A 14516-nucleotide genomic window follows, 5' to 3' on the forward strand; every position below is an offset into this window, starting at 1 on the left:
CCTGAAAGCCTCTATTCGAAGAGACCGTGCGCCCGCTTTCGTGCGGACAGGTTCGAAGTCTCACCAAACTCTGGCTCCATCATCAATCCCGAAATCTCGATTGTCAATAAAAATCACGAGATTTTATGGAAAAGCGGCTTTTTGCAGTCGCGGCGATTTATGCTGCAAACGGTCAACGACTTTGGGCGTACGTATTCGCAACGACAACTGGCGAAGCCGTCAGAACGAGTGATTGATCCCAATTTGGATGCCGGTCTGGCTCATGCCACCCGGCTGAGAAGGGTCGAGCGAGTTCAGGCTGACTGTCTTCGCGCCCAGGTTATCGAGATAGCCGGCGTAGCCATAGACAAACGTGCGCACGGACAGGCGGTAGATACTGCCGAGGATCGCCCACGTTGGATGGCCCTGCCCTCTCGAAGTGTCATAGCGCATTGCCTGCACAAGCATCGAGAACGTCGGCGTAAGGTCATACGTGTCAGCCGCCCAGTAAAGATTTCCCCTCGGCGATAGCTGAAGATCGCCAGAAACGTTCGCGTATCCGCTCATCAGCGTCAGATCCCCAACTGTATATTTCGCTGCCACGCTCGCGCGCCGGTCGACGGCACCCGATGCGCTGATGCCGGTCGCCTTGTCGACTGAGCCGTGGGTTTCCTCATACACGACCCGAACTGACACGGGTCCCTGCTGGTATGCCGTCGATAACCCCAAATACTTCCCAGCCTGAAAGTCGCCGGCCATCTGTTGTCCGAAGGCATACATAGCCGCGCCGCTGAGCCCATGGATGTTCGGCGTGCTGTACTTCACGGAGTTGCTCAGGTAGACAGTGACCGAAGGCATCAGGTTGGTCGAGAGCAGCGAATACTGTGCCATATAGGTCGCGTCGTAAGTCAGCGTCTGCGCGAACATTAAGTTCGGCTGCTTGCCGAATTCCACCGAACCCCACGGACCCTTCAGGCCGACCAGCGCAAAGCGGTTGAACAGATCGCCTGGCACCGTCATTGAACCGCTGTTCTCGAGAAAGCCGTTCTCGATATTGAAATACGCCGACAGGCCGTCGCTAAGGTCTTCTCTGCCAGTCAGCCCCCAGTGCGACGGGATCGAGTTGCCGGATTGCATACCGATCGACGCCTTGCCATCCGAGCTCGCGTGCGACAGGTACTGAATTCCCGTGTCGATGGTCCCATACAGCGTGACCGTTGATTGCGCATGCGCTACGCCGATTAAGCCTGCAACTGCCATTGGGAGGACAATTTTTCTAATCAACATGTTTGGGTTCGCTCAATGTAATAGATAGTAATTCTAATCAATTGATACCGATCACGGACCAAGAAAGTCCGGCTCAGTCGCCTGTCAGCGGGTCGCCCAGTGCTGGCTACTCTCAAACACATGTGCGAGGCGGAACAGCGTGCTTTCTTCAAAATGAAGTCCGACCAGCATCATGCCGACTGGCAGCCCGTCCGACATCCCACATGGCAGGCTGATTGCGGGGTGATGCGTGATGTCGAAAGCACACGTGTTGGCCAGCATCTCGGTCGCGCGCTGCCAATGCAGGTCAATATCCGCCGATACATTGGGGATCGGCGTCGCCTTCATCGGCGTTGTGGGCAGCAGCAAAACGTCGAATTGACTGAGCGCCGCATCGTATTGCGCGCGGAGCCGGCGTGCCAGATTCACACCCTTTCCGTACAGCGCGTGGCCTCGCTGACGGGTCGCGAGTGTACTCGTAAGCAGCATGCCCTTGATGCTCGCAGGTAGGCCGCGACGGTCACTACCCGCTCGGTAAAGATGGTCCATGAAATCCGTCGGATAGACATCAGCTCGGCCAATGCCGAAACCGTTTCCTGCTGTGATCAGGTTCGTGAGACCGTCGAGTGCAATCACCCCCCAAATCGCCACACCGTTTAGATGGGCCAGCACGCTAACGTCCTCGACGTTAGCGCCAAGTCTGGCCAGCGCGTCGGCCGCCGCACGGACCTTGCCGTCGACGTCGCCCTCCGAGTTGGGGTGCCCGAATCCTTCCTTGAACACGCCTACGCGTAAGCCTTTGATACCCTCGGCGATGTCCTGCGTATACGGCGACACCACCGGGTTATGTTGGCGTGGATCATACCCGTCGGCACCTGCAATCACCTCGAGCATCAGCGCGTTATCCATGACCGTCGTGGTCATCGGCCCGACGTGGTCAATAAACGGCTCGATCGGCGCGATGCCGGTGTAAGGCACGAGGCCGTATGTGGGCTTTAGCCCAACGATCCCGCTGAAGGACGCCGGCAAGCGGATCGAGCCTGCCTGATCGGCACCCGGTGCCATCGGCAATTCACCAGCAGCAACCGCCGCAGCCGACCCGGTCGAGGATCCACCGGGCGTGTAACCGGCGCGGTGTGGGTTCTGCACCTGCGTGTATGCGTTGGTGTGGCTGCCGCCCGACAGGCAAAAATACTCACAGTGGGTCTTGCCGACGATCTCGCCGCCTGCCTCAAGGATGCGCCGCACCACTATCGCGTCCATCTGAGGCACGTAGCCTTGCAATTCCATCGAACCGCTTAGCATCGGCACACCGGCGACCATGATGCTGTCCTTGATGGCAATGCGCTTGCCAGCCAGCTTCCCTCTCCTGTTTCGCGAATCGAACACTTCAGCGACCACGCGTTGTTCCGGTTGTCCGCTCCTTCCGGGATCGAGAAGGGGCGCGCTGCGGTCGACACGTTGGGCAGGTAGTTGTCAGTTGAGTCAACGAACGCGTAGCCGTGGATCAGCTCGCCGACAATAGAGCCGAGGCCACTGACCTCCGCTTCGGTGAGTTCGCCAATTCCGATGTCTCGGGCAGCAGCGATGAGGTCTGTTGAGGTGAAGGACGGAGCAGTCATGTTGTCTTCCTGTTGGTTGGCAGAGTGAATACGGACTGAACTCTACCGACCGCCAAAAAGCCGATCTTCGCGTTATTGCGCCGACCATTTGATTGTTGCTCTTGCAATATTGACAAGTTGCATTCGGCGTTCGACTTCCCTGACACTAATGGTCACCGCGACAACAATGGTATCCAACAAATGCCATGTCCAACACGCCCGAAATCATTAACCCCTTTGAAAGGGTTCTTAAGGGCACACAGGGCGTCATAGTCGACCGCGGTTCTCACCTGGATGGTGGCCGTGTCGGCTCGATGATCACATGGAATCTCGAAGCAAACGAACTGCGCTGCCCGGCGTTGCCAGAACTAGTGATCCTCACCGGGCACAAGTACCAGCTCAGCTCCGCGCTCACGGACTTCGGCTGGGGGTTCCGTGAGCAATTTTCGAGCGCGCTGCATCCGATCCATATCTTTCCGCCCGGTGCGGACTTCTTGCGGGTACTAAATGGTCCCGCGCGAGCGACCTTCCTGACGATTGACGCAGACAGGACATTCAGCATTCTCGATGAACTCGGCGTCGCGAATCCGCTCGACGGGCTTTGGATGCTGTCCCAGCGTGGATTCGCCGAACCATACGTGTACGCCACAATTGCCGCGCTCGCCGACCAGATGGCGGCGGGCGAATGCCCGCGTCTGCTCATCGATTCCTATTGCGCGACCATCGTCTTCCAGCTCGCGAAGCGTTGGACGGCGATGTCGGCCCGCGCGAAGCAGACCGGTCGGCTGTCGCCGGAGGCACTAGGCCGTGCGATCGCGTTCATCAACGATCGCCTGGCCGACGATATGTCGCTCGATGATCTCGCCAGTTTATGCGGTATGACGAAGTTCCATTTCCTGCGACTCTTCAAGGCGTCAACCAACTCATCGCCGTACCAGTACCTTCGGGATCGCCGTATCGAGCGCGCGCGGCACCTGCTATCCACCACGCAGTACGCCATCGGCGACATCGCAGGCCAGTGCGCATTCGCGTCCGCTACCGGTTTTGCCGAAATGTTCCGGAAAGTGGTCGGTGTCGCACCGACAGCGTGGCGTGCAGCGCAAAAGAAGTAGGTTAGGGGCGGCCCCGTCTAGTGACAAGTTGCGCTCGCCGTCCACTACTCCTGGCTTTGAAGGTGTCGCGCGACACTTCTCTAAGGGGGAGATTCGGAAGGCCCGAAGAACTTCCTACTCCAGCGCAGCAGCTCCGCGTAAAGCGGCTCAATAAAGTCTATGCCGCATCTGATCTGACTTTCAAAAGATCACGTAACTCGGTCGAAGAATCAGCGAGCGCGCCTGGGTCAACCGATATCCTGCGTTCAACAAGACGTTTTCCGACTCCCATTTCAAAAGCACGATTGACAGTAAGAACGCCTTCCACAACATGTCCATTTAAGAAAAACGCGGAAAAATCATCGGATTCCAAATCACCACGCACAACGATGGATAAACTGTTGTCAAGTCTTCCAACACCCTGGATGTTTAAGTCATACTGATCCGACCAAAACCAGGCCGGCTTAAAATATTCAACAGTCTTGCCAAGCATGGCCTGGGCGGCGACTGAGGCCTGATCGGTGGCGTTTTGATATGTTTCTAAACGCACCCGTCCCCCAAAGAAACCAGGTTGGCTGGCAACATCCCCCGCCGCAAAAACATTCATGTGGCTGGTACGTGATGAGCGATCGACGACAATTCCATTGTCCACTACCAATCCAGCGCCGGCCGCCAGTTCCGTTGCCGGAACGATGCCAATTCCAACGACCACGGCATCGCAGTCAATGCTTTCGCCATTCGACAGTTCGACTGCGTGGACTTTCCCCTCTCGTTGCCGCAAGGCTAACGGCGAAACTCCGAACCTGACATGAATGCCCTTTATACGATGCTTCTCAGCAAGCCAATGACCAAAACGTTCTCCGACAGCCCGAATCATAGTCGCGTGAGTCGGTTCGACCGCGAATACTTCGCAACCAATTTTATGAGCGCTGGCAGCAACCTCCGAGCCGATCACGCCCATACCAATGACAACAATTCTGGCTCCTGGATACAACTCCCTCGCGAGAGCGTCCGCTTGATCCTTAGTTCGAAGATGATGTACGTTCGGCGCATCGGCACCCGAAAGTGGCAGCAGGCGCGCCCGAGCACCCGTTGCCAGCAAAAACTTTTCCGCCGTAATTAGTTCATCGTCCGAAAGCCGGACACCCCCGGCGGAAAAGTCCAATTCCACAGCACGAGCCCCAAGCCGCAGATCTACTCTATTCACGTGATACCAATCTTCCGAATGCAGGAAAATTTTTTGCGCTGACTTGCCGGGCTCCCAAAGAGCCTCTTTCGAGAGCGGCGGTCGTTCATAGGGACGCCAAGGCTCTTCCCCGATTAAAGTAATTCGCCCATCGAAACCGGCTTGCCGAAGGGCCTCAACCGAACGCCCTCCAGCAAGATTAGCACCCACGACGACTATTGATTTAATCATGTAACTTGCCTGCTTGCGTACGATTTACTGATCAAACATCCCGACATTTCCTCATTCGAAGATTGACGATAACTGCCTCAGCTTGGGCATAATTGGACAAAGCATCACATCCGCAAACGCGTCAACAACGCAATCCAAAATCAAGCAGCCGCGCCCTCAGAAACCGAGGGGCGAATTGATATCCATCCGTCATCAATCTCAACCGAATAAGTGCGCAACGGAATTTGGCACGGTGGCACGCTCGCTGCACCACTTTTTATATTAAAAGCGCCCCCATGAAATGGACATTCTATAACCTCGCCCTCCTGAAATCCCTCCGTAAGGATGCCATTTCCATGGGTACATTGGTTATCGGTGACGAAATACTCCGTGCCGATTTGGTAGACGGCTAGAGAAGGCAGAGACGGAAGATTAATAGCAACCGGCGCACCTTCCTTAACAGAAGTGATTTCGCACAAGCGGACGTGATCTTGCATAAATTTCCTCTAGCTAGTAGAGTTATCCAATGCTCCAATGACAATATGGAACAGTAACCCGATATCTGTTACACAACCTTTTTGCCTGATTCATTGGAAGCCGACAAACCAAGACAGCCTGATTTGGCAATTTTTGTCATTTACCGGCTCCCTGAACATGACGTCTCTTCCTTTAATATCCTAAATCTTATTTATAGATATCCACTAGATGCCTGTGTGGTACCGACTTTACGATCTCAAAGAGGGTAAACAAGATAACGCGGCAAAACAGTTGTATCAAGCACAGCTCGTCGCGATAATATCCGCCCGTCACTTTGACCAGAAGTGAGGCGAATCTCGTCCTCATATACGCCCGTCGCAAGAACTCCCGAACCACCAGTGCTCTCTGGCGTATATAGAACGGAAAAATTCGACCATACCTTAAAATCTGAATCGCAAATCTGCTCAGCACGCACTAGTTGAACAAAATGGCGTGTCTGATAATCTTCAAATGTTCCAGCCCAGATTTTTGTAACATAGGTTACCCGGTCGAAAAGCCGAGCCCTGCAGTCATCCATCATCAACGCAAGCGGCAATCCTCGCTCGACATTCTCGCGTGAAATGCAAATATATGAAGCTGCATCATCCTCGGAAAATGCACCAAGCCACTTGTTCATTTCCTTGCTGTCAAGCGCCTCGACGTACTTTAGATTAATCGCGTCAATGGCCGCCAACGAGTTGGCGCTTATCTCACTCATGCTTGATCACCCCGCGAAAATTCCATCACTGTGCGATAATACTCCCACCAAGCCAAATTTCCGACCTCCTCATTTGGCTGCAGTTCCTGCGCGGGCAGCTTCCTGAACTCTTTCACGCCCTTTTGAAAAATGGCATTGCCTGGTGTAAAGCTCCCCGCAAAAACACGATTGAAGATCGATGCATCTTCAAGGCTAATCATGCCGGAAGGCCCGACCAGGTTCGAACTCTGCCGTAAGCGATGACGAAGCAGCTCCTCATCGTCGTCTTGATGGGCGAAATAGGCATAATGAACTTCAATCTTATCAACGCCAAGCGGATTAGCGAACCGCAGATTGATAACATCCAAATGCTTCACGGGAACGAACGTTGGAAACAGCTGAATAACCCGCGCACCAACGGAGGGATCCGTTCCCTTGAACGCTATGATCGATGGATCTTTCAGCACGTTTTCTCCGGTAGCGACCGAAAGTTGACTTTCCAAATTAATATGTCCGCGCTTCGTCGTCGTGAACTGGCGGCCTTTTGCGCCCTGCCAGTTAAGCAATCCAAACGCCTTGTGTAGCAACGGGGCATGAAAGCCATCGTTATCGGCGTAAATTTTCCAGTTCGTGTGATAACAAACTTTTTGATACCCGAGCAACTTCAACCGTCCATCCCCACCCATCAGGCTAGCAAGGGCTGGCTTTATCTCTTCACCGAGAAATTCATCAAGTGATTCCGTGTCCGGAGACAGCGTCACAAAGATCAGGCCCAGGAAACTATCGGTCCTCGGTTGACTTAAAGGATAATCCTTCCGGTTGAACCCCGGCGAATATCCTGACTGGTTGGGACAACCAATCAGTTGACCTTCCGTACTGAATAGCCAGCGGTGATATGGGCATTCGAATTCCTTCTTTGTGCCGAAAGGGGCCGTCTCCAGCTGGTTACCCCGGTGCGAGCAATCGTTAAAAAATACTCTAACCGTACCGTCCAGTCCACGAGCAATTAGCAAAGGAACATCAACCAGTTTGGTCGTTTTGAAATCCCCGGGGTTTGGAAGTTCGCTTTCATGAGCTATCGGATGCCATTCCCGACCATAAAATATTCGCTCGACTTCCGCTCGATAAATATCGGGACGAACAAAACTTTCCTTGGGAACTTCATTGAAGTTTTGTGGCCAGTTAAGATGAGGCGTTAGCGTTTGATAATCCATCAGTGTACTCCCTAAACAAGTCAAATCGAACCTTATGCGCCAGCAGAGACTCACGCGTCCTTCACGCCAAGTAAAAGGCAAAGACGCGTTGGATTTGCGCGGTCGCGGTGCTTACACCTCAATCTTTCTTGATTTTAAGCACCGTTTTCGTCATTGAATTAAAGTCGACGATCATCCTGATACGTAAAGCTCACAGCACCCAATCCTCCGATTACCGCCTGCACGTGGTCGCCTGGCGTCATCGAAACCATAGGCCCGAGTGCGCCAGTCAACAGGATATCGCCAGCCTTGAGGCTGATGCCGAGTGAAGTCAGGGTCTTTGCCAGCCAAGCCGCCGCTTTCAACGGATGCCCGAGACATGCAGCGCCGTCCCCTACCGAACGGACCTCGCCGTTGACCTCGAGTGCCATGCCGCATGTATAAAGATCGAGGTTGGAAAGTTTCCTGGGCTCCTGGCCAAGGACAAAGTATGCGGAAGAACCGTTGTCTGCGACAGTATCGGCGTAGGTAATCTTCCAATCTGTAATGCGACTGTCCACTATCTCGATAGCAGCAACTGCATAATCAGTTGCGTCTGCTATGTCGTCCGGCGTTGGATCCGATAAGTTAAGTTCACGTCCTAGTATTAGGGCGACCTCGGCCTCCACCTTCGGTTGGATTGTTTTAGAGACTGGCAATGTTCCGCCATTCTGTATCTCCATATCCCCGAAAAGCACACCATAATCGGGAATATCAACACCGAGCTGCGCTTGCACCGTTTTGGCAGTGAGGCCGATTTTGCGCCCTACGATGCGCCGGCCCTCCTGCTCCCAGAAACGGGTATTGATATTTTGTACGATATAGGCGGAGTTTTCGTCGGACGGCTCAAGCCCATCGCGCAGTGGCGGCACAGGGCCTTGAGAATAGGCGAGCCTTAGGCGGGCGGCTAATGTATCGTGATTAATTGACATCTGGTTTCTCCCTTTTCCGGCTTTGGCCGAATACGCGTCTGCGAGATTGCTTTCGATTGAATTCTATGGGGTGATATGGAGTGCCACCCTTCCCAACGCCTCAGTCGTCGCGCAAACGTAGTCGCCCGGCATAAGCGGATGTGCAGGCGTTGCACCACTTATTAACACGATATCTCCGGACTGCAGGCTTCCGCCGGTGCGCTCCAAGGCGCACGCGGTCGCCAACAGCGCACGTATAGGATTACCAAGGATCGCGGCGGTTGAACCGATCTGAGCAGTCCGACCATTGATATCGAGAAGGACTCCGAGATTTTCGATGTTCGCGCAGGATTTAGAGAAGCCGCCAAGAACGAAGCCGGCAGCACAAGCATTATCTACGATCATATCCTGTAGAGAATACTCGGCGGTACCATAGCGGCTATCGACGATCTCGAGCGCAGGAGCAATGGCTGCGATCGCCGCAGATGCCTCGGCCGCACTGGTGCCGCTTCTTAATGGCTGCCCCATAATATATGCGATGCCCGGCTGAACCTGTGGCCGCAGATAGCTGCTTAGCGACAAGTCGCTACCCTCGGCAAGGCGCATCGCTTCGGTGATCCACCCGAAAACAATTTCCGGTGAATCACCGTGCCGCATTGCTATCCGCGAGGTAAGGCTCACTTTAACTCCCGCGCGCGTATCGCCACGCGCGTGACGTCGCGCAATGGATGCGGCCTGGATCGCGTAGGCTTCCTCTACTGTCAAGGAAGCCGTGTCCGCGAGCGGAGCAATGGCTGAGGCATTGTCCGCAGCTTCGTCGAGCATCCGTGCAAACTCGGACCAGTGTTTCATGCGGCGTCCCTCGATATGCCAGGCGGCGAAACATAATCATCGGAAAATACGGCAGTGACCGTCCCAAGCCCGTTGATTCGCACTTCGAACGCTTCACCTGATCCGACTGGGACCATCGGCCCGAGAGCTCCGGAAAGAATGACGTCGCCTGTTTTGAGCGGCAGTCCAACCTGCGCCATCTTCCGCGCGAGCCACAACGCCGCATTCACTGGATTGCCCATGCTGGCCGCGCCGGCACCGACCGAGACCGGCTCGCCGGCCTTTTCCATAACAACGCCGCAAAGCCGGACATCGAAGTCCGACAGACGAACAGGATTGGAGCCAAGCACATACAGTCCTGAACAGGCGTTATCAGCTATGGCATCGACGAGATCAAAATCACGGTTACGGAATCGCGATGTACAAATCTCGATCGAAGGGAGAGCAAACTCGATTGCGAGAAGCATGTCGGCAAGCGTAATTTGTGGCTCGTTCAAATCCCGGCCGATGATAAACGCAACTTCTGCTTCGATGGTCGGCAGCATCAGATTCGCCATCGATATTTCTTCGGATTCGTACCGGGACATATCGGCAAACAATACGCCGTAATTCGGCTCAACGACGCCGAGCTGCTTGCGCATGGCGGCCGAGGTCGCCCCGATCTTGCGGCCGACAAGCCGACGGCCCGATTTTAGTGCGGCTTCTGTAACAAGAGCTTGCACCGCGTAGGCGGCGTCAAGATCGCCGGGAGGAAGAAGCGTTCGGATTGGCGCGCATGGTTCGAGCGTCGCCGCAGCCTGGATCAACCTCTCCGCCGATATGGCGATGTTAGGGTCTAGAGTCACTTTCTGACGCCTTGTCCGTTAACGTGTATACGAATTTCAGCTCGATCTGAACTACGTTTCGTTCTACATAATTTTGTAAAACGCCAACCAGATAAATTTCAAACGCCCCCCGGCCATAGTGAATGGCTGGGGTTGTTGTCCTCGCGGAGTAGAACTTAGGTCATAACTGAAAGAAATGACTCAATGATTTTCCGTTCGTAATAGAAAACACCTTTTGGTATATGCCGCGCATCCCAAGTCCGAACCGGGTGATCCGGATAAAACGTGTAACTACCAGCGAAGACCTCGTTGCGGTTTCCGGACGGATCGAAAAAGTAGATAGTTCTGCCCTGTGTTGCACCGTGGCGTGTGGGACCGATTTCGATCGATACATCGTAACGGGCGATAATATCCGCGGCATGTCCAAGATCGTTCCAAGTCTCAAGTTCAAAGGAGACGTGGTGTAGTTTGTTTGGCTCGGGGAAATTTAGGAAGGCGATGTCGTGCGCTTTCATGCCGCAGGAAAGGAAAACGGCTACGAGTCCATCCTCCCCCTCAATCCGCTCCACCAAAGAAAAATCAAGCACTTTTTCAAAAAATTCCAGGACTCGCTCGATATGCGGTCCATTTAATTGGGCGTGGTCGAATCGCCGAGCCCGCATGCCATGAGGTTCATGCTCCCAAACTTCGGGGTTTTGAAATGACGGACGAGGGTGAGATGGTTCGGCGGCATGATACAACTCCAGGCGATGCCCGGATTCCAATGTCCAGCCGATTCGCCGGCCGATCCCCGGCTGTTCGCCAGCGGGTACATGATCTACGTTATAGCCGAAGTCCTTGATGCGACTCTCGAACTCACCTAGATCGGCTTCCCGGGCAACTTTGAAAGCCATTAGGTCGAAGCCTGCAGATGCCGCTTGACGCAGCACGATCGAATGATGGTCTATTTCATCGGCCGCCTTGAGATAGACACGGCCGTCTTCGCCCGTCGCGACTTTGTGCAAGCCGACGCGCGCGACGTAGTGCTCAACGGAGGCGTGCAAATCGAGCACGCGAATTTGGATGAAGCCCGGACGAAGCACACCGGTAAGCGCCATGCTTTCTCTCCTCCTGGATTTTTATGAGTCCGCGGCCACGACGGTCCGCGGTCTTGCTTTCGGCGCCGGCTCAAGCCTGAGCGTGATATCCGAGAGCGCAAATATTGAGCAGCACAAAACGATTCCGAGATCGCGATCCTCTCGCGAGACATGCTCTTGGCTCATCGCCTCGGATCGGTAATTTCCCTTTAAAACTCGTGCGCGGCAAATGCCACAGCCCCCCCGGCGGCAACCAACTGGCAACTTGATCCTCAATTCAGGGAGCCTCCCAAGGCTCTGTGCGCGTTCAAGCGAAACAAGGACACGCTCATCAGAAAAAGCGGGAACGTGACCCACCCCGTCTATTGTTACGACAAAAGGCACTGGGGCAGCGCCAACCGGTGCCTTCTCATCTGGTGGAACTTGCGGCCGATCAAATGCCATCCCAGCCTCCCCAATCCATTCGATCGCCAACTCTTTTTGGCAAAGAAATCAAGCTCATAACGTTGATTGGCATCATAGTCACCAAAATATCCGTCGTCAAGAAAAATGTCGAGATTTTTCATCTTCATCGTATGTTTATTAATTTTCATACATTCGATACTTGCACGAATCTTCCGAGATTGTTAACATATATCGAACATATAGCACACCTTGCCCCTCGCCACACAGTGGTCGAGCGGAGTCGCAAGTGGTCAAGCAGACTGAGAATGGGGCACGTCAATGAGAGTGATCGAACCGCAGCGCCGAGATGGCGTATCGGCGCGTAGTCTGGTCGAAGCAGCTTATGTCGCTTTGCGCGATGACATCATGAATGGCACCTTGCCCCCCGGGGAAAGGCTTCGTGTGGAAATTCTTAAAGACCGCTACGGCGTCGGTGCCTCGACCCTTCGGGAAGCGTTGACCCGCCTTGGGGGTGAAGCTTTGGTGACATCCGAAGAGCAGCGTGGCTTTCGCGTGGCGGGCGTCTCCCTGGCTGATTTCATCGACTTAAGCGAGACTCGAAAATTCATCGAGGTTGAAGCCGTGCGCCAATCGATTCTGGCCGCAAATGACAGTTGGGAAGGAAACTTAATTCTCGCCTATCACCGTCTTTCCAAAGTCGAACAAAAACTAGCAAGCCCCTCACCGAGCTTGATCACGGAGTATGAGCAATGCAACCGAGAGTTCCATTGGGCACTGGTCGCCGCGTGCCCGTTACGATGGCTCTTGCAGTTTCAAGCGATCCTCTTTCAGCAGTCCGAACGTTATCGACGCATTTCCCTGACGCATACTGAGATAGAGCGCGATGTGCACGCGGAGCATAAGGCCATTATGGAAGCCGCGCTGGCGCGTGACGTGACAACTGTCTGCCGGCTCGAAGGCGAGCACATCAAGCGGGCAGTTGAGAAGCTGACTGCGATCATTTCCCGTGACGAATAGATAGCAAGGCAGATGTCGCTTCGGTGCGAAGTGTTACCTGATCAGCCCGAAGCACGAGAGAAGTTTCTATGTGCGTTTCGGGTCGCGAAAGCCGCACACGCCGCGAAAGAAGACCCACTGGGGGATGCGCCGCTCGCTTAGGCGTCGGTTGATGGCTGTTCTGCGACCGGTTGTTCAGTCGCGCTGCCGCTTTGATCAATACGTGTTTCACGCTAGCCAGTTCCGGTATATCGGCCTTCGCTGCCGGATAGCTGCATGCAGAATGTTGGGTTCGGCGCTGTGCCCGCCCGACAGCGCGCCACAACAGGTGAGGCTCACCGTGCAACGTGATGAACATTTCGTCAAAATGCCGCGTGCTGCCAGGCCCGCGACGCGCTGCTTTCCCGCGGTAAGCAAAGTTCTTGTCGAACTTGTCGCACCAGCACCGGATCGTCTCGCACGTCACGATCACGCGTGCCCCAACAGCAGCTCTTCGATGTCGCGCAGGCTCAGGCTGAACCCGAATACCAGCACACTGCGCGACTGATGACGCCAGCTGGGAAGCGGTGACCGTGATGGAGCGATTCCGACCTGTTCAGCGAGCCATTTTGCTCGACTGAAACAACAAACTGATAAAGCCCATCCTTTGTCCGCGTGGGTCCAACCCATTTCCTCACGACCGCGCGACCTATCGTTTCCCCACTTACAGGAACCCAGCATGGCCACCTCGAGCTATACCGATACCCGACTTCTGATTAACGGCGAATGGTGCGACGCTGCCAGCGGCAAAACCCTCGACGTCATCAATCCTGCCACCGGCAAGGCCATCGGCAAGGTGGCTCACGCCGGCATCGCGGATCTGGACCGCGCCTTGGCCGCCGCACAGCGCGGCTTCGAAGCCTGGCGCAAGATTCCGGCCAACGAACGCGCCACCACCATGCGCAAAGCCGCCGCGCTGGTGCGCGAACGTGCTTCCGACATCGCCCGCCTGATGACCCAGGAACAGGGCAAGCCGTTCGCCGAAGCGCGCGGCGAAGTGCTGGCCGCGGCGGACATCATCGAGTGGTTCGCCGACGAAGGCCGTCGCGTCTACGGCCGGATCGTGCCGTCGCGCAATCTGGCGGCGCAGCAAACGGTGCTCAAGGAACCGATCGGCCCGGTGGCCGCCTTCACGCCGTGGAATTTCCCGGTCAACCAGGTCGTGCGCAAGCTGAGCGCGGCGCTCGCGTGCGGCTGCTCGTTCCTCGTCAAGGCACCGGAAGAAACTCCGGCCTCGCCGGCGGCGCTGCTGCAGGCGTTCGTCGAAGCCGGCGTGCCGGCCGGTACAGTCGGCCTCGTGTTCGGCGATCCGGCGGAGATTTCCAGCTATCTGATTCCGCACCCGGTGATCCGCAAGGTCACGTTCACCGGTTCGACGCCGGTCGGCAAGCAACTGGCTGCCCTGGCCGGCGCGCATATGAAGCGCGCGACGATGGAGTTGGGCGGTCATGCGCCTGTCATCGTGGCCGAAGACGCCGACGTGGCGCTGGCCGTCAAAGCTGCGGGCGGTGCGAAATTCCGCAATGCCGGCCAGGTCTGCATCTCGCCGACGCGCTTTCTGGTGCACAACAGCATCCGCGAAGAATTCGCGGCGGCGCTCGTCAAGCACGCTGAAGGCCTCAAGCTCGGCGACGGGCTGGCCGAAGGCACCACCCT

At 55.4% G+C, this 14516-nt stretch carries 16 protein-coding genes and 2 pseudogenes; 3 read left to right on the forward strand and 15 right to left on the reverse strand.

Translation table 11 applies throughout. The features are described 5' to 3' along the window. Positions 1 to 219: 219 nt before the first annotated feature. From GNZ13_RS38330 to GNZ13_RS38340, 3 genes are all read right to left on the reverse strand, one after another. The gene (locus GNZ13_RS38330; RefSeq protein ID WP_172174778.1) at positions 220 to 1266 is read right to left on the reverse strand and encodes a porin; all 1047 of its coding nucleotides are present in this window, start codon (positions 1264 to 1266) and stop codon (positions 220 to 222) included. An 84-nt stretch (positions 1267 to 1350) separates the two neighbouring features. Continuing rightward, the gene (locus GNZ13_RS38335) at positions 1351 to 2568 is read right to left on the reverse strand and encodes an amidase (protein WP_236002377.1); all 1218 of its coding nucleotides are present in this window, start codon (positions 2566 to 2568) and stop codon (positions 1351 to 1353) included. Next, on the reverse strand, positions 2544 to 2867 hold the full coding sequence (locus GNZ13_RS38340) for a hypothetical protein (protein WP_172174772.1): 324 nt from the start codon (positions 2865 to 2867) through the stop codon (positions 2544 to 2546). Before GNZ13_RS38340 ends, GNZ13_RS38335 begins: the two co-directional genes overlap by 25 nt. A 293-nt stretch (positions 2868 to 3160) precedes the next feature. Here GNZ13_RS38340 and GNZ13_RS38345 point away from each other — a divergent pair, with 293 nt between their 5' ends. Then, positions 3161 to 3958: an AraC family transcriptional regulator gene (locus GNZ13_RS38345; RefSeq protein WP_172174784.1), complete on the forward strand. Its 798-nt coding sequence runs from the start codon at positions 3161 to 3163 to the stop codon at positions 3956 to 3958. Between the two features lie 157 nt (positions 3959 to 4115). Here GNZ13_RS38345 and GNZ13_RS38350 read toward each other — a convergent pair whose 3' ends face one another. From GNZ13_RS38350 to GNZ13_RS38395, 10 genes are all read right to left on the reverse strand, one after another. Continuing rightward, positions 4116 to 5354, reverse strand: coding sequence for an NAD(P)/FAD-dependent oxidoreductase (locus GNZ13_RS38350; RefSeq protein ID WP_216675191.1), 1239 nt, complete (start codon positions 5352 to 5354; stop codon positions 4116 to 4118). A gap of 140 nt (positions 5355 to 5494) precedes the next feature. Next, positions 5495 to 5830, reverse strand: coding sequence for a non-heme iron oxygenase ferredoxin subunit (locus tag GNZ13_RS38355; protein WP_172174787.1), 336 nt, complete (start codon positions 5828 to 5830; stop codon positions 5495 to 5497). A 236-nt stretch (positions 5831 to 6066) separates the two neighbouring features. After that, positions 6067 to 6567, reverse strand: a complete 501-nt coding sequence (locus GNZ13_RS38360; RefSeq protein ID WP_172174790.1) for an aromatic-ring-hydroxylating dioxygenase subunit beta — start codon at positions 6565 to 6567, stop codon at positions 6067 to 6069. Next, positions 6564 to 7760, reverse strand: a complete 1197-nt coding sequence (locus GNZ13_RS38365) for an aromatic ring-hydroxylating oxygenase subunit alpha (protein WP_172174793.1) — start codon at positions 7758 to 7760, stop codon at positions 6564 to 6566. Before GNZ13_RS38365 ends, GNZ13_RS38360 begins: the two co-directional genes overlap by 4 nt. A gap of 158 nt (positions 7761 to 7918) precedes the next feature. Continuing rightward, positions 7919 to 8710 (reverse strand): 2-keto-4-pentenoate hydratase, encoded by a 792-nt coding sequence (locus GNZ13_RS38370; RefSeq protein ID WP_172174797.1) that lies wholly within the window; start codon positions 8708 to 8710, stop codon positions 7919 to 7921. Positions 8711 to 8773: 63 nt separating this feature from the next. Then, on the reverse strand, positions 8774 to 9541 hold the full coding sequence (locus GNZ13_RS38375) for a 2-keto-4-pentenoate hydratase (RefSeq protein WP_172174801.1): 768 nt from the start codon (positions 9539 to 9541) through the stop codon (positions 8774 to 8776). Beyond that, positions 9538 to 10365, reverse strand: a complete 828-nt coding sequence (locus tag GNZ13_RS38380) for a 2-keto-4-pentenoate hydratase (protein ID WP_172174805.1) — start codon at positions 10363 to 10365, stop codon at positions 9538 to 9540. Before GNZ13_RS38380 ends, GNZ13_RS38375 begins: the two co-directional genes overlap by 4 nt. 155 nt (positions 10366 to 10520) lie before the next feature. Next, positions 10521 to 11441, reverse strand: a complete 921-nt coding sequence (locus GNZ13_RS38385) for a catechol 2,3-dioxygenase (RefSeq protein WP_172174808.1) — start codon at positions 11439 to 11441, stop codon at positions 10521 to 10523. Between the two features lie 21 nt (positions 11442 to 11462). Continuing rightward, on the reverse strand, positions 11463 to 11864 hold the full coding sequence (locus GNZ13_RS54450; RefSeq protein ID WP_172174811.1) for a 2Fe-2S iron-sulfur cluster-binding protein: 402 nt from the start codon (positions 11862 to 11864) through the stop codon (positions 11463 to 11465). Then, complete coding sequence (locus GNZ13_RS38395; protein ID WP_216675193.1) at positions 11789 to 11992, reverse strand: hypothetical protein; 204 nt, start codon at positions 11990 to 11992, stop codon at positions 11789 to 11791. Before GNZ13_RS38395 ends, GNZ13_RS54450 begins: the two co-directional genes overlap by 76 nt. A 151-nt stretch (positions 11993 to 12143) precedes the next feature. Between GNZ13_RS38395 and GNZ13_RS38400 the strand changes: the two genes are divergently transcribed. Beyond that, on the forward strand, positions 12144 to 12842 hold the full coding sequence (locus tag GNZ13_RS38400) for a GntR family transcriptional regulator (protein ID WP_172174814.1): 699 nt from the start codon (positions 12144 to 12146) through the stop codon (positions 12840 to 12842). A 69-nt stretch (positions 12843 to 12911) separates the two neighbouring features. Here GNZ13_RS38400 and GNZ13_RS54680 read toward each other — a convergent pair. After that, a pseudogene (locus GNZ13_RS54680) lies at positions 12912 to 13095 on the reverse strand (hypothetical protein); the annotation flags it as partial. A gap of 36 nt (positions 13096 to 13131) precedes the next feature. Beyond that, positions 13132 to 13420: pseudogene (locus tag GNZ13_RS54685) on the reverse strand (IS6 family transposase); the annotation flags it as partial. A 119-nt stretch (positions 13421 to 13539) separates the two neighbouring features. Here GNZ13_RS54685 and GNZ13_RS38405 point away from each other — a divergent pair. Further along, on the forward strand, positions 13540 to 14516 hold a 977-nt coding region (locus GNZ13_RS38405), incomplete at its 3' end, for an aldehyde dehydrogenase family protein (protein ID WP_172174817.1).

This window comes from Paraburkholderia elongata (genome assembly GCF_013177735.1).
GTDB lineage: Bacteria > Pseudomonadota > Gammaproteobacteria > Burkholderiales > Burkholderiaceae > Paraburkholderia > Paraburkholderia elongata.

Coding starts and splice junctions, on each gene's coding strand:
- GNZ13_RS38330 (WP_172174778.1), bottom strand. CDS start 1,266: ATGTTGATTAGAAAAATTGTCCTCCCAATGGCAGTTGCAGGCTTAATC.
- GNZ13_RS38335 (WP_236002377.1), bottom strand. CDS start 2,568: ATGGTCGCCGGTGTGCCGATGCTAAGCGGTTCGATGGAATTGCAAGGC.
- GNZ13_RS38340 (WP_172174772.1), bottom strand. CDS start 2,867: ATGACTGCTCCGTCCTTCACCTCAACAGACCTCATCGCTGCTGCCCGA.
- GNZ13_RS38345 (WP_172174784.1), top strand. CDS start 3,161: ATGATCACATGGAATCTCGAAGCAAACGAACTGCGCTGCCCGGCGTTG.
- GNZ13_RS38350 (WP_216675191.1), bottom strand. CDS start 5,354: ATGATTAAATCAATAGTCGTCGTGGGTGCTAATCTTGCTGGAGGGCGT.
- GNZ13_RS38355 (WP_172174787.1), bottom strand. CDS start 5,830: ATGCAAGATCACGTCCGCTTGTGCGAAATCACTTCTGTTAAGGAAGGT.
- GNZ13_RS38360 (WP_172174790.1), bottom strand. CDS start 6,567: ATGAGTGAGATAAGCGCCAACTCGTTGGCGGCCATTGACGCGATTAAT.
- GNZ13_RS38365 (WP_172174793.1), bottom strand. CDS start 7,760: ATGGATTATCAAACGCTAACGCCTCATCTTAACTGGCCACAAAACTTC.
- GNZ13_RS38370 (WP_172174797.1), bottom strand. CDS start 8,710: ATGTCAATTAATCACGATACATTAGCCGCCCGCCTAAGGCTCGCCTAT.
- GNZ13_RS38375 (WP_172174801.1), bottom strand. CDS start 9,541: ATGAAACACTGGTCCGAGTTTGCACGGATGCTCGACGAAGCTGCGGAC.
- GNZ13_RS38385 (WP_172174808.1), bottom strand. CDS start 11,441: ATGGCGCTTACCGGTGTGCTTCGTCCGGGCTTCATCCAAATTCGCGTG.
- GNZ13_RS54450 (WP_172174811.1), bottom strand. CDS start 11,864: ATGGCATTTGATCGGCCGCAAGTTCCACCAGATGAGAAGGCACCGGTT.
- GNZ13_RS38395 (WP_216675193.1), bottom strand. CDS start 11,992: ATGAAGATGAAAAATCTCGACATTTTTCTTGACGACGGATATTTTGGT.
- GNZ13_RS38400 (WP_172174814.1), top strand. CDS start 12,144: ATGAGAGTGATCGAACCGCAGCGCCGAGATGGCGTATCGGCGCGTAGT.